The following is a 14,401-nucleotide window of genomic DNA, read 5'->3' on the forward strand; positions in this document are numbered from 1 at the left end:
TCTTGATGAATTATTTTAAAAAGATCCTAAGGTTCGCAATTCCGTATAAGCGATTTGCGGTCCTTAATATTATCTGTAATATTTTTTATGCACTTTTTAGCACTTTGTCATTTCTGGCGCTCATCCCGGTGATCCAGATACTTTTTGACAAGACAAAAAGAGTGGCAGTAGAGCCAGAATGGGCAGGTTCGGGAAGCCTCAAAGATTATGTTATAGATTATTTCAATTTTCAGGTCACCCGTCGCGTCAATGAAGATGAAGTGACTGCCCTGCTTTTTGTCTGCGGGGTTGTAGTGATCCTTTTCTTTCTAAAGAACCTGTTTGGCTACCTGGCCGCCTTTTTCATCACCTTCCTTAGAAATGGTGTTCTTAGAGATGTTCGGGATGCTATCTATGATAAAATTCTGGCACTGCCGGTTTCCTATTTTTCTGAAAAACGAAAAGGAGATACAATTTCCCGGATCACGGCCGATGTCAATGAGGTGCAAACATCTTTCCTTTCTATCCTCGAGCTTATTGTAAGGGAACCATTAACGATCATTTTCACCATCACTGCGATGTTGATCATGAGCCCTACCCTTACTTTATTTGTCTTTATTTTTCTTCCTATTTCGGGCTTTATTATTTCTCTCATCGGAAAAAAACTGAAGAGCCAGTCCAACCTTGCCCAGGAAGAAAACGGACATTTCCTGTCTTTGGTGGAAGAAACCCTCTCCAGCCTTAAAATTGTAAAAGGATTTAATGCTGAAGAAAAGTTCAGAAAGAAATTCAGAGATTCCACTCATCGTCTAAAGAGAATTCTGGATAGTCTCATCAACAGGCAAAATCTCGCTTCTCCTACCAGTGAATTCCTTGGGATCTTCGTAATTGTGATCATTCTTTGGTTTGGCGGAAATATGGTTCTGGTGGAAGGAACATTGGATGGCGCCACTTTTATCGCCTTTATGGGTCTGGCGTATAATATACTTACCCCGGCGAAGCAGATAAGCAAGGCAACCTACAGTGTAAAAAAAGGTGATGCGGCAGCAGAGAGGATCTTTCAGGTGCTGGAAACTGAAAGTACAATAGTGGATGCTGAAAATGCAATTGACAAAACAGACTTTAGCGATGAAATTGAAATACAGAATATTTCCTTTAAGTACGAAGAGGAATACGTCCTGAAAAATTTCAGCATAAGCGTTCCCAAAGGATCAACCGTTGCTCTTGTAGGACAATCCGGAAGCGGGAAATCAACTATTGCTAACCTGGTTACCAGATTTTACGATGTCAATGAAGGAGCCATCAAGATCGACGGGACCGACATTCGAAAAATATCCAAGAAATCCCTTCGCAGCCTCATGGGACTGGTAACCCAGGATTCCATCCTGTTCAATGATACAGTGAGAAACAATGTAGGTTTAGGAAAGGATAATGCCACAGATGAGGAGATCATTGACGCCCTAAAGATCGCCAATGCGTGGGAATTTGTGAAGGATCTTCCATTAGGACTGGACACCAACATTGGGGACAGCGGAAACAAGTTAAGCGGCGGCCAAAAGCAAAGACTTTCTATTGCCAGAGCTGTGCTTAAAAACCCGCCTATTATGATTCTCGATGAAGCTACCTCGGCACTAGATACCGAAAGCGAAAGACTGGTGCAAAAAGCCCTGGAGAATATGATGAAGAACAGAACTTCCATTGTTATTGCTCACCGACTTTCAACAATACAAAACGCAGATAAAATTGTGGTAATGCAAAGAGGACAGATCGTGGAACAGGGAAAGCATGAGGAGTTGCTGGCAAAAAAATCTACTTATCAGAAACTAGTAGAGATGCAATCTTTTGATTAATTAAAGTATTCAAAAAGGGCATTTTTCAAATGCCTTTTTTTATTACAAAAGAAATCACAATATTAATTCAGAAATGCCCTGAAATGAAAAAAATGGATGAAGTAGGTTCACCCATTTTTCATAATCTTGCCGCCATTTTTGGGGCTAATGGAGACAAGATCTCCATCGTTTGGAGCAAAAAAGATCACTTTTTCACAATGTGAAGATACTACAAAAATCGATTCACACAAATTTTTTGTGTACTTTATCTTGATTTTGTGTATTTCATCGACATTTTACCATCATATCCTTTATTTTCTCTTGCTGTTATTTCTACAGAATTCCTCCTATCTTTACCCGTTTTAAATTTCCGATTTTCATAAAGTGAATGCTTCCGAAGAAAAATTAGTACATCAACTGCAGGATCCTAAGTCCCGTAACGAAGCTTTTCGGGAGCTACTTCATTTATACCAGGAAAGACTGTATTGGCAAATCCGGAACATTGTAAAAGATCATGATGATACAGATGATGTTCTTCAAAATACTTTCATCAAAATCTTCAGGAACATAGAGAAATTCAAAGGTGAAAGTCAGTTATTTTCCTGGATGTATCGTATTGCCACCAATGAGGCAATAAGTTTTATTAACAGCAGGGCAAAAAAACAACAGGTAACTTCCGAAGAACTGCAGCAACAAATTATTGATAATCTGGAAAATGACGTTTATTTTGAAGGGGATGAAATTCAGCTAAAACTTCAGAAGGCCATAGCCAGCCTTCCCGATAAACAACAGCAGGTTTTCAACATGAAGTACTTTCAGGAATTGAAGTATAAAGAAATTTCAAATATCTTAGGAACTTCAGAAGGTGCTTTGAAGGCTTCTTACCATCATGCAACCAAAAAAATAGAAGAATTTTTAAAAAGCAATTAAACCAATGTCACCAAATTCAGTCAAATAATTAAATGAAAAAGAACGGGTTACCATATCAAAAAGATGCCGGCTTCAAAGTTCCCGAAGGTTACTTCGAAAATTTTGAGGATCGCATGATGACGCGCCTGACTTTTTCTGAAGGGGAGCTTGAAAAAAACCCTTTCCGGGTACCCGACAATTATTTTGATGAGCTGGAGAACAGGGTGATGAAAAATGTGGAAACAACGGACCAAAAAGCTAAGGTTATTCCACTTTACAAACATCCGGTGCTATATTACGCAGCCAGTGTGGCAGCGGTTCTGGCAATTCTATTTAGTTCAATGTTTTATAATGGATCGGGAGAACTGGATTTTGATGACCTTAATATCACCGCCATGGAAAATTACCTTCTTGAGTCCCTGGATCTCAATAACCCAAATAATACAGAGGTCGGAGAGTACATTTTTACTGCTTCGGCTAATAAGCCCAATATTGACAAAGAAGCCCTGCTCGAATATTTGAATGACCATATTGAAGAGCCGGCACTCCTACTTAATGAAGATTAAAATGAAAAATTATTTAATTGCTATCCTATTTCTGCTCTTTGGTTTTACACTTTCGGCACAGGATAGATCTGAGCATCTCGAAAGAATAAAAGCTCTTAAGACAGCTCATATCACTGAAGGTCTAAATTTAACCGCAAAAGAAGCGCAGCAATTCTGGCCTGTTTATAATGAATTTGATGAGAAAAGAAGAGAGTTATATCGCCGTGAAAGATCCAAGGTGCAGAATGCAGAATGCCTGAGCGAAGAGAAAGCGCGCGCGCAACTGGAGGAATACGTGGAAATTGAGCGCGAAGATTACCTCTTAAAAAAGAAATATTACAACGACCTTAAGAAGATATTTACTGCACAGAGAATAATGCAGCTAAAACAGGTCGAAGATGAATTTAATCAAAAGATGATGCGGGAATATCGGGCCCGGCAGGCATCAAACAAGTCATAATTAAGTTTTTTGGTTGGTTAGTTGGAATGATCCGGTTGCTGTAAAAAGCGCCGGATCATTACTTTAAAATAAGTTTTGCCAGCCTGTTCTTTCCGGCGGCATATGCAGTGCTGTCATTGACAAACCGGATGGTGTAAAAACCTTCATCTGAAAGTTTGTTCCAGGTTTTTCCCATATCGGCAGAGTAATAAATCCCCTGAAATCCTATTGCGATTATTTCTTTTCCTTCGCCACCGGGGACATAGCGAATGCTACTCATGTACCCCGGATCCTCACCTTCGGCAATCAATTCCCATGTTCTTCCTCCGTCTTTGGTAATAGCCTTATTAGAACGGTTTTCCGCGGGTGCTGTATAATCCCCGCCTATGATGACACCATTTTGCTCATCATAAAAATCCAAAGAGTATCCTCCCTGGGTACTCTCTCCCTGAACAAGCGGAGTGTCAAAAACTTCCCAGCTCTTCCCTTTGTCCGGAGTAAAAAATATCCTTGATTTCGCCCCTCCCGACAATATCCAGGCCTTATCCCCCTCTACTGCAATGTTGGAGTTGCTGGCTGCAAAAGCGGCTTCTCCCCCGGCAGCTTTAGGTAAATTATTACAGGAAAGTTTGTTCCAGGTTTGGCCGCCGTCGCGGGTAATTATTATCGACAGACAATCTTCCACAGGATCACCCATGGCAATTCCTTCCTTATCATTCCAAAAGGTCATGGAGTCATAAAACACCTTCTCGTGCTCTTCCTTATAGACCAGTTCCAGTCCGCTGCCTCCGGTTTTAAATAGCAGCGCCGGATTCCCCACACTCAGTAGAAAAATATCTTCGGAAGTACCTGCTACCGCCCTGAATTCGGGATAAATGGAGTCATACTGCTGCCTTTGAACCCGCATCTGTCCGGGAGCCGAATTATAGATCCCGTAAGCTCCGTTAGAGCCTCCAAAAACAACGTCCTCCCCCATCACCTCTATGGCGCGGATGCTTATAGAATCTTCCAGAAGCATATCAATTTGGACTTGGGAAAATCTCGGTTCAGAATTACATCCGGTAATGGCTATAAAAAGCCCTAAAATCAGTCGCTTCATCTAAGTTGTTTTGCCTCCAAAGATAGATTTTCCGTAGTTTAAAAACCTTACCTTTGCAGCTTTAAATAATTTTTATGCGCTTATACAGAAACCTTGTCTTTGCAACCGTCGATGCCCTGGGAGAAATTTTCAATGAAGGAGAATACGCCGATAAGGTGATTGCAAAAACCTTAAAACGCGATAAACGCTGGGGCTCCCGTGACCGGAGTTTTATTGCCGAAACAACTTACGATATTGTACGCTGGAAACGCCTCTACTCTGAAATTGCCGAAGTAAAAGCGCCCTATTCCAGGGAAAATCTTTTCAGATTATTTGCTGTATGGGCGACCTTGAGAGGTATCGAAATACCGTCTGACTGGAAACAGATGGAACCCGTACCTACCCGTCGCATCAAAGGAAAATTTGATGAATTGAGCAAGATCAGGAAGTTCCGGGAATCTGTGCCAGACTGGATGGATGAACTGGGAGTAAAGGAACTGGGCGAAGAGACCTGGGAAAAAGAGATCCATGCGCTCAACCAGCAGGCGCCGGTCGTACTTCGAACAAACACTCTTAAAACCACAAAAGAAAAGTTACAGCAAGAGCTTCAAAAAGAAGAAATTGAAACTGAATTTTTAAAAGGTTATCCCGATGCGCTTCAGCTTAAAGAAAGAGCGAATGTTTTCAAAACAGAAGCCTTTAAGAATGGCTTTTTTGAAGTGCAGGATGCATCCTCCCAATTAGTTTCAGAATTCCTTGAAGTGGAACCGGGAATGCGGGTGGTTGACACCTGTGCCGGGGCAGGAGGAAAATCCCTGCACCTGGCTGCTTTGATGGGTAATAAAGGTCAATTGATCGCTACAGATATTTACGAGAATAAACTTAAGGAGCTTAAACGCCGCGCCCGTCGCGCCGGAGCTCACAATATTGAGCCGCGGGTAATTGACTCCACAAAAGTAGTCAAGAAACTCTACGGCAGTGCAGATCGTGTATTGATCGATGCACCATGTAGCGGCCTCGGAGTTCTAAGTCGCAACCCTGATGCTAAATGGAAACTGCAGCCGGAGTTTATTGAAACTTTAAAACAAACGCAGGAAGAAATTTTGAAGCAGTACTCAAAAATGGTGAAAGACGGCGGAAAGCTGGTCTATGCAACCTGTTCTGTTTTACCTTCAGAGAATGAAGGGCAAGTGAAGAAATTCCTTGCTTCCGAAGAAGGAAAGGATTTCAGCCTTGCAAAAGAACAGAAGATCCTCTCCAGCGAAACCGGCTTCGACGGCTTCTACATGGCCTTGCTGGAAAAAAAATAAGAAAAACACTCCTCAGATAACAGGTCTCAAAAATGACATTTTTGAGACCTGTTATTTTTTTGCTTTTTTGTTTTTTACGTCGGAAGGAGTTCCTTCAAAAAATGTAAATTTGTCTCCTTACAACAACACACTAAAACACAGAGAATGATCCTGTTCTTCGGAAACAAGCCAAACAAGGTGTATGCGGTTCAAACCCACAAGGCACTTTCGGCTGAAAACATCGTCAAATTAAACTGGCTCTTCGGAAACGCACAACATTTAGATAAATCTGCCCTGGCAGATTTTTTTGTTGGTCCCCGTGCCGCCATGATCACCCCCTGGAGTACAAATGCCGTGGAGATCACCCAAAATATGGGAATTGAAGGCATCAGCCGTATTGAGGAATTCATTGAAGTCGATGATCACTACACCGGCTATGACCCTATGATCTCCCAAAAATACAACGGGCTGGATCAGGACATTTTCACTATAGATATCGAACCGGAACCTATAAAGGAAGTAGAGAATATCGCTGCTTACAACAACCAGGAAGGTTTGGCGCTTAACGACGAAGAGGTGGAATATCTCGAAGATCTTTCAAAAAGGATCGGCCGTAAGCTCACAGATTCTGAGGTTTTCGGATTCTCCCAGGTAAACTCAGAACATTGTCGTCACAAGATCTTTAACGGGATATTCGAGATCGACGGAAAGCAGAAGCCTGTCTCTCTTTTTAAGCTGATAAGAAAAACTTCGGAAGAAAACCCGAATGAAATTGTTTCCGCGTATAAAGATAATGTGGCTTTTATTAAAGGTCCGGTTGTGGAGCAATTTGCACCGAAATCGGCCGATAAACCTGATTTCTACTACAAGAAAGATTTTGAATCGGTTATCTCCTTAAAAGCAGAAACCCATAATTTCCCTACTACTGTCGAACCTTTCAACGGAGCTGCCACCGGAAGCGGTGGGGAGATCCGCGACAGGCTTGCCGGCGGGAAAGGTTCATTGCCATTGGCGGGAACTGCTGTATATATGACTTCTTATTCCAGGCTTGAAGAAAACCGGCCATGGGAAGACGCTTTTCCAGCCAGGCCGTGGCTGTATCAAACTCCAATGGACATCCTGATCAAAGCTTCCAACGGAGCTTCAGATTTCGGAAATAAATTCGGGCAGCCACTTATTGCAGGTTCTGTTCTTACATTTGAGCATTCTGAAAACAGACGAGCTTTAGGCTATGACAAGGTGATCATGCTGGCCGGCGGAATTGGCTACGCAAAAGCTGATCAGGCTATCAAGGGAGCGCCGAAAAAGGGAGATCAGATCGTTGTTTTGGGAGGAGAAAACTACCGGATTGGAATGGGAGGAGCAGCTGTTTCTTCGGCAGACACCGGGGAATTCAGCAGCGGAATTGAGCTCAATGCCGTCCAAAGATCCAATCCCGAAATGCAAAAACGTGCTGCCAATACCATTCGTGCAATGGTGGAAGCAGATCAAAACCCTATAGTTTCTATCCACGACCATGGTGCGGGCGGACATTTGAACTGCCTTAGCGAACTTGTGGAAGACACCGGCGGAAAGATCGACCTGGACAAGCTTCCGGTGGGAGATCCAACACTTTCGGCTAAAGAGATCATCGGGAATGAATCCCAGGAAAGGATGGGGCTCATCATTTCTGAAACAGATCTTCGGCAAATGAAAAAGATCGCCGACCGGGAAAGGACTCCGCTCTACGCTGTGGGCCATGTGACCGAAGATCGAAACTTCACTTTCCAAAGTGAAAAATCGGGTGCGAAACCTATGGATCTCGCCTTGGGAGACATGTTTGGAAGTTCTCCGAAGACAATAATGAAAGACAAAACCGTTGAGCATACTTACGCAGAGGTGGAATATGCTCAGGGGAATTTGCATAAATACCTGGAACAGGTGCTGCAACTTGAGGCAGTAGGTTCCAAAGACTGGTTGACCAATAAAGTCGATAGATGTGTTACCGGAAGGGTGGCAAAACAGCAAACTGCAGGTCCGCTTCAGTTGCCACTTAACAACTGCGGAGTGATGGCTCTGGATTACAAAGGAAAGGAAGGGGTTGCTACCTCGATTGGCCACTCCCCTGTTTCCGCCTTGATCGATCCTGTTGCGGGGTCAAGAAATTCCATTGCCGAAGCACTTACAAATATTGTTTGGGCACCCCTTGAAAAAGGCTTAAAATCGGTTTCGCTTTCAGCTAACTGGATGTGGCCTTGTAACAATGAAGGGGAAGACGCAAGACTTTATGAGGCCGTGCAGGGAGTTTCAGATTTTGCGATCTCCCTCGGAATCAATGTGCCTACCGGGAAAGATTCTCTTTCAATGAAACAGCGTTATGAAGACGGAAACGTTTTGGCTCCGGGAACGGTGATCATTTCGGCAGCCGGACATTGTGACGACATTAAAAAAGTAGTCGAACCCGTACTTCAAAAAGACGGAGGCGCTATTTATTACATCAATTTTTCGCAGGACAGCTTTAAACTCGGAGGTTCTTCTTTCGGACAAATTCTAAACAAAGTTGGATCTGCGACTCCAACTATTAAAGACAATAAGAAATTCGCCGCTGCTTTTAATGCAGTACAGGAATTGATCAGAAAAGATCTGATCCTTGCCGGCCACGATGTGTCCTCCGGCGGATTGATCACTACCCTTCTGGAAATGTGTTTCGCAGATGTGGACCTTGCAGCCGAATTGAATCTTATAAAGTTGGGAGAAAAAGACAGCGTGAAAGTGCTTTTTGCAGAAAACGCCGGAATCGTTTTTCAGGCAAAAGATGCTTCCGTAGAAAGCATTTTAAAGGAAAAAGGAATCGAGTTCTTTAGGATCGGAAAAGCGACTGAAGGCAAAACTTTAAAAATTAAGAACGGAGATCAAACGCTGAAGTTTGACATTCCGGCGCTTCGAGATACCTGGTCCAAAACTTCCTTCCTGCTCGATCAAAAGCAAAGCGGAAGAGATAATGCGGCCGAACGTTATAAGAACTACGCCAAACAACCACTGCACTTCAGGTTTCCTGAAGGTTTTGCAGGAAAGCTACCTCTCGACTCCGCTCGAGGTGACAAGCCCAGGATTAAAGCGGCAATCATCAGAGAAAAAGGATCGAATTCAGAAAGAGAAATGGCCTATGCCATGGACCTTGCGGGATTTGATGTGAAGGACGTGCATATGACCGACCTTATTTCCGGAAGAGAAACCCTTGAGGACATTAAATTCATTGCGGCCGTGGGCGGATTCTCAAATTCTGATGTTTTGGGAAGCGCCAAAGGATGGGCCGGTGCCTTTCTTTACAATGAGAAAGCGAAAGCTGCATTAGATAACTTCTTCGCAAGAGAGGATACATTATCTCTTGGAGTTTGTAATGGTTGTCAGCTATTCATGGAGCTAGGTCTTTTACATCCCGACCATGAGCAGAAGCCAAAAATGCTGCACAATGAATCCCATAAATTCGAATGTAATTTCACTTCCATGGAGATCGCAGAAAATGACTCTGTGATGATGCATTCACTTTCAGGCACCAGGCTTGGGATTTGGGCAGCACATGGGGAAGGGAAATTCAGTTTCCCATACGAACTGGATCGTTACAAGATCATTGGGACTTATGGTTATGAAACCTATCCTTCCAACCCGAATGGTTCTCATTACAACACTGCCATGATCGTAAGCGACAATGGCCGTCACCTGGCGATGATGCCCCACCTGGAAAGATCAACCTTCCCCTGGAACTGGGCACATTATCCCAAAGACAGGAATGACAAGATCACTCCGTGGATCCAGGCCTTTGTCAATGCAAGGGTATGGTTGGAGAAACAGAAATAATTACCTCTTAAAAATGACATTTTTGAAGCTCCTGTCTTACAGCAGGAGCTTTTTATTTTCCCAACAAATTCCGGACAAAATCCGGGGTGAAAATGTTTCGCCCCTACAGGGCTCTATTCATTTGTTTTTTCCACTCTCCCCGGGTTAAAACCCGGGGCTATAAATGTGTCGCCCCTAAAGGGCTGTCTTCGGTTTACGCAGTAATCGCCGGATAAAATATGTCCGGATGCCTTTTTTCTTGATTCTACCCCGGGTTGAAACCTGTGTCTACAAATGGGTCACAATAATTTTTCTGACCACTGATCACCGACCACTGACCACTGACCACTTAAAAAAAGGCTTTCACCTTTTCATAACACCTGTGTATCCTGATATTTCTTACCTTAAAAAGAAAAGCTGAATTATGACAATTAAAGAAAAAGACGAAAAATTCTTTGGACGCGGGAATCCGCCGATGGATCTGGAAGTAGTAAAAGCTGAAGGCAGTTATGTTTTTGGTGCAGATGGGAAAAAATATGTGGATTTCCTGGGCGGTGCCGGAGTCGGCAATCTCGGCTGGGGAATAAAGGAGATTGAAGATGCCATAAAGAACGGCGACAGACCATCTTATATTTACCCCAATTTCTATTATAAGCCCTGGACAGAACTTGCGGAACTCCTGGCCGAACTCACTCCAGGAAAACTTCAGAAGAGCTACAGAATGACCGGCGGCTCTGAAGCTGTGGAGGCAGCCCTGCAAATGGCTACCATGTATACCGGCAGGAAAAAAATTCTTTCCGTAGAAGGAAGTTATCACGGTAATACGATTGCTGCATTAAGTGTTGGCGCAACAAAAAAGCAGGAGAAGTTCCCAAATCTTCTCAGCGGTTGCGAAAAGATTCAGCCGCCACTAAACAAAGAAAAACTGAAAGAAGTAGAATCCCTTCTATCGGGAAAAGAGGTGGCAGCGGTGATCATGGAGCCAATCATTATCAATATGGGAGTGGTAATTCCGGAAGATGAATTTATGTCGGGTTTAAATCGCATCTGTAAAGAAACCGGTACACTGCTCATCATGGATGAAGCCATTACAGGATTTGGTCGCACCGGGAAAATGTTTGCAACAGAGCATTTTGATATTGAACCTGACATTTTATGTATGGCCAAAGCTATCACGGCAGGTCATGCTCCTATGGGCGCAGTCATCACTACCCCCGAAATAGATAAAAAAGTGGGCGGAGAGATAGGCTTATATTCTTCCTATGGCTGGCATCCCTTAGCCGTTGACGCCTCCCTGGCGGCACTTAAATACCTGAAGTCGAACAGAGAAAGGCTTTTCAGAAATATTGAGCAAATAAGCAAGAGTTTTCAGGAAGAGATTTCCGAAATCAATTTTCCTAAAGATCCTGAAATAAGAATTAAAGGAGCAGCGATTGGTATTGACCTTCAGGATGAAGAATATGCTTCAAATGTGAAAGAGAAAGCTTTAAAGGAGGGGTTGTTAATGAATACCGAAGGTTCTTCTCTCCTCTTCCTTCCAAATTTTCAAATGACCCGGGAAATTGTGCACGAAGGGATTAATTTATTAAAGAAGATCATTTAAAATGACTATTATTAAAAAAAATTTGAAATAGATGCTTCTTTTGCTATTTTGCATGAGCTATTCTAACAAATCAATAAATGATTGAAATAAAAAGATTATTCGATTTCCCCTATTTTCAGCTGGAAAATGCACCACTGGAAAAATCATTGGTTACCAAACGTAACGGCACCTGGGAGGCTCTCACTACACAAGAATACATTGACAAAGCCAATGCGGTGAGCCGCGGCTTGCTTCGTCTCGGGATTCAACCGAATGACAAGATCGCAGTTATTTCTACGAATAACCGCACAGAATGGAATGTTGTTGATATTGGTATCCTTCAGGTGGGCGCGCAGAACGTACCTATTTACCCCACGGTTTCTGAAGAAGATTATGAGTACGTGATCAATCACAGTGAATCTATTTATTGTTTTGTCTCAGATAAAGAAATACTCGACAAGCTAAATACCATCCGTGGAAATACTCAGCTAAAGGGGGTTTATACTTTCGATGAAATCGCCGGTGCAGATAATTGGAGCGAAATCCTGAAATTGGGTGAAGACACTTCCAATCAGGAGGAAGTTGAAGCGCGGAAAAACGCAGTAAAAGAAGATGATCTTGCCACCCTTATATATACTTCGGGAACAACAGGAAGACCTAAAGGAGTGATGCTTAGCCATAAGAACATTGTAAGTGATGTACTGCTAAGTTCTGAACGTGTACCATTTGACTTCGGAAGTTATGTGGCCCTGAGTTTTCTTCCGGTCTGTCACATTTTTGAGCGTATGATCCTGTACCTCTACCAGTATTACAGTGTGTCCATTCATTTTGCGGAGTCAATAGATATGATAAGTGACAACCTCAAGGAGGTAAAACCGCATGTAATTTCGGCTGTACCGCGACTGCTTGAAAAAGTTTATGATAAGATCATTGCAAAAGGTTCAACAGTTGGCGGAATAAAACAGAAATTATTCTTCTGGTCTGTGGAACTCGGTCTTAAATATGAGCCCTATGGTGCAAATGGCTGGTGGTATGAAACTCAGTTAAGTCTGGCCCGTAAACTGGTCTTTTCTAAATGGAAAGAAGGATTGGGGGGACGAATAGAACTTATTGTTTCAGGAAGTGCAGCTCTGCAACCAAGGCTGGCGAGAGTTTTCGCTGCAGCGGGAATTCCTGTGATGGAAGGCTACGGACTTACTGAAACTTCTCCGGTAATCTCAGTAAATGATCAGCGAAACGGCGGATTTAAAATTGGAACCGTAGGAAGGGTGCTTAAAAATGTAGAGGTAAAGATTGCTGAAGACGGCGAAATACTTTGTAAAGGACCCAACGTGATGCAAGGTTATTATAAAGAACCCGAAAAAACTAAGGAGGTCATTAACGGAGATGGATTTTTCCACACCGGAGACATTGGAGAATTAGATGCCGATGGATTTTTGAAGATCACCGACAGGAAGAAGGAGATGTTCAAAACTTCCGGCGGAAAGTATGTTGCACCTCAGGTGATTGAAAACCAACTGAAGCAATCCCGTTTTATTGCCGAACTTATGGTTATTGGAGAAGGGGAAAAAATGCCTGCAGCTCTAATTCAGCCAGACTTTGATTTTGTTCGGGAATGGGCAAAAAGAAAACACGTAGAAGTTGGTCCAAGTAATGCTGACCTGATCAATAATGAACAGGTAAAAGCCCGTATCCAGGAAGAAGTAGATTTCTACAACCAAAAATTCGGAAGCTGGGAAAAGATCAAAAAATTCGAACTCACTCCCGATGTATGGAGCATTGAAGGAGAACACCTTACTCCTACAATGAAACTTAAACGCCGGAATATCATTAAGTTATACCAAAAATTGTATGATGGTATTTATGAGAAATAGGATATTTAAATAATTATGGAGTAAAAATGGCCGGGAAAAATTACCCGGCCATTTTTTGCAATCATCTACCAGCGTTGATGAACTTCCTCCTTCACATAATCATCATAGATCTTGTTCATCTTCAGGATCTGCTCTTCAGTGAGTTCGGGCGTTTCCTCTACCGAGAGATTGGAAATTAAATGTTCTACTTTTGAAGCTCCGGGAATTACGGTACTCACCTCTTTTCTTCTCAGGATCCATTTTAAAGCCATAGGTGCAAGATTTTCTTTGTCAGGAAAAATGGACCTGAGTGCATTAGCTGCCTCTACTCCCCGATTGAAATTAACCCCGGCAAATGTTTCCCCCTTGTCAAATGCTTCCCCATTACGGTTAAAATTTCTGTGATCTTCGGGAGAAAAATGGGAGTCTTTACTAAATTTCCCGGTCAAAAGTCCGCTTGCTAAAGGAACTCTCACAATGATCCCAACATTCTTCTGCCGTGCGAGTGTAAAAAAGTTCTCCTGGGGCCGCTGGCGAAAAAGATTGTATATGATCTGTACCGTAGAAACATTGTCATATTCAATGGCTTTGATCCCCTCCTCCACTTTCTCAACACTCACTCCCAGTTTATCTATTTTACCCTGCTGTTGGAGCCTGTCAAAGGTTTCGAAGATCTCGGGCCTGTAGTAAACATCGGTTGGCGGACAGTGCAACTGAATAAGATCAAGCCTTTCCAAACCGGAATTTTTCAAACTGTCTTCAACGAATTTGGTGAGAATTTCAGGAGTATAACCCTCATTTGTATGAGGAGAAATTTTACGGCCGCATTTGGTAGCCACATAAACTTTTTCGGACCTGGATCTGACTACTCTTCCAACTGCAGCCTCACTGAGCCCGTCCTCATAAACATCTGCAGTATCAATAAAGTTTATCCCATTATCAATAGCAGTGTTTAAGATCTCTTCCGCTTTTTTATTGTCAAAGCCCGATCCCCATTTTCCCCCAACCTGCCAGGTTCCCAGGGAAATTTCAGAAATCTCAAATCCGGTTTTTCCTAAAATTCTATATTTCATTACAATCTT

10 protein-coding genes are annotated in these 14,401 nt (G+C 42.8%); 8 read left to right on the forward strand and 2 right to left on the reverse strand.

The annotated features are described in order from the left end of the window. Positions 1-5: 5 nt before the first annotated feature. The 4 genes from G564_RS0103920 (at position 6) to G564_RS0103940 (ending at position 3,722) form a co-directional block, all read left to right on the forward strand. Complete coding sequence (locus G564_RS0103920; protein ID WP_029036513.1) at positions 6-1,829, forward strand: ABC transporter ATP-binding protein; 1,824 nt, start codon at positions 6-8, stop codon at positions 1,827-1,829. A 363-nt stretch (positions 1,830-2,192) separates the two neighbouring features. Then, on the forward strand, positions 2,193-2,738 hold the full coding sequence (locus G564_RS0103930; protein WP_037373449.1) for an RNA polymerase sigma factor: 546 nt from the start codon (positions 2,193-2,195) through the stop codon (positions 2,736-2,738). A 32-nt stretch (positions 2,739-2,770) separates the two neighbouring features. Beyond that, positions 2,771-3,283 carry a hypothetical protein gene (locus G564_RS19795; protein ID WP_051205293.1) on the forward strand — a complete coding sequence of 171 codons (513 nt, stop codon included), beginning with the start codon at positions 2,771-2,773 and terminating at the stop codon, positions 3,281-3,283. A 1-nt stretch (position 3,284) separates the two neighbouring features. Next, positions 3,285-3,722, forward strand: a complete 438-nt coding sequence (locus tag G564_RS0103940) for a Spy/CpxP family protein refolding chaperone (protein WP_029036515.1) — start codon at positions 3,285-3,287, stop codon at positions 3,720-3,722. Positions 3,723-3,780: 58 nt separating this feature from the next. Here G564_RS0103940 and G564_RS0103945 read toward each other — a convergent pair whose 3' ends face one another. Next, complete coding sequence (locus G564_RS0103945; RefSeq protein ID WP_029036516.1) at positions 3,781-4,800, reverse strand: WD40/YVTN/BNR-like repeat-containing protein; 1,020 nt, start codon at positions 4,798-4,800, stop codon at positions 3,781-3,783. Between the two features lie 74 nt (positions 4,801-4,874). On the opposite strand from G564_RS0103945, the gene G564_RS0103950 reads away from it, so the two are divergent. From G564_RS0103950 to G564_RS0103965, 4 genes are all read left to right on the forward strand, one after another. Beyond that, positions 4,875-6,089 (forward strand): RsmB/NOP family class I SAM-dependent RNA methyltransferase, encoded by a 1,215-nt coding sequence (locus G564_RS0103950; RefSeq protein WP_029036517.1) that lies wholly within the window; start codon positions 4,875-4,877, stop codon positions 6,087-6,089. A gap of 144 nt (positions 6,090-6,233) precedes the next feature. Continuing rightward, a complete protein-coding gene (purL, locus tag G564_RS0103955; protein WP_029036518.1) occupies positions 6,234-9,905 on the forward strand; it encodes a phosphoribosylformylglycinamidine synthase in 3,672 nt (1,223 codons plus the stop codon). 403 nt (positions 9,906-10,308) lie between these two features. Beyond that, complete coding sequence (locus G564_RS0103960) at positions 10,309-11,487, forward strand: class-III pyridoxal-phosphate-dependent aminotransferase (RefSeq protein ID WP_051205294.1); 1,179 nt, start codon at positions 10,309-10,311, stop codon at positions 11,485-11,487. A gap of 77 nt (positions 11,488-11,564) precedes the next feature. Then, complete coding sequence (locus G564_RS0103965) at positions 11,565-13,340, forward strand: AMP-dependent synthetase/ligase (RefSeq protein WP_029036520.1); 1,776 nt, start codon at positions 11,565-11,567, stop codon at positions 13,338-13,340. Between the two features lie 65 nt (positions 13,341-13,405). Here G564_RS0103965 and G564_RS0103970 read toward each other — a convergent pair whose 3' ends face one another. Next, positions 13,406-14,392: an aldo/keto reductase gene (locus G564_RS0103970; protein WP_029036521.1), complete on the reverse strand. Its 987-nt coding sequence runs from the start codon at positions 14,390-14,392 to the stop codon at positions 13,406-13,408. Between the last annotated feature and the right edge of the window lie 9 nt (positions 14,393-14,401).

The sequence above is a fragment of the Salinimicrobium xinjiangense DSM 19287 genome, from assembly GCF_000423585.1.
Taxonomy (GTDB): domain Bacteria; phylum Bacteroidota; class Bacteroidia; order Flavobacteriales; family Flavobacteriaceae; genus Salinimicrobium; species Salinimicrobium xinjiangense.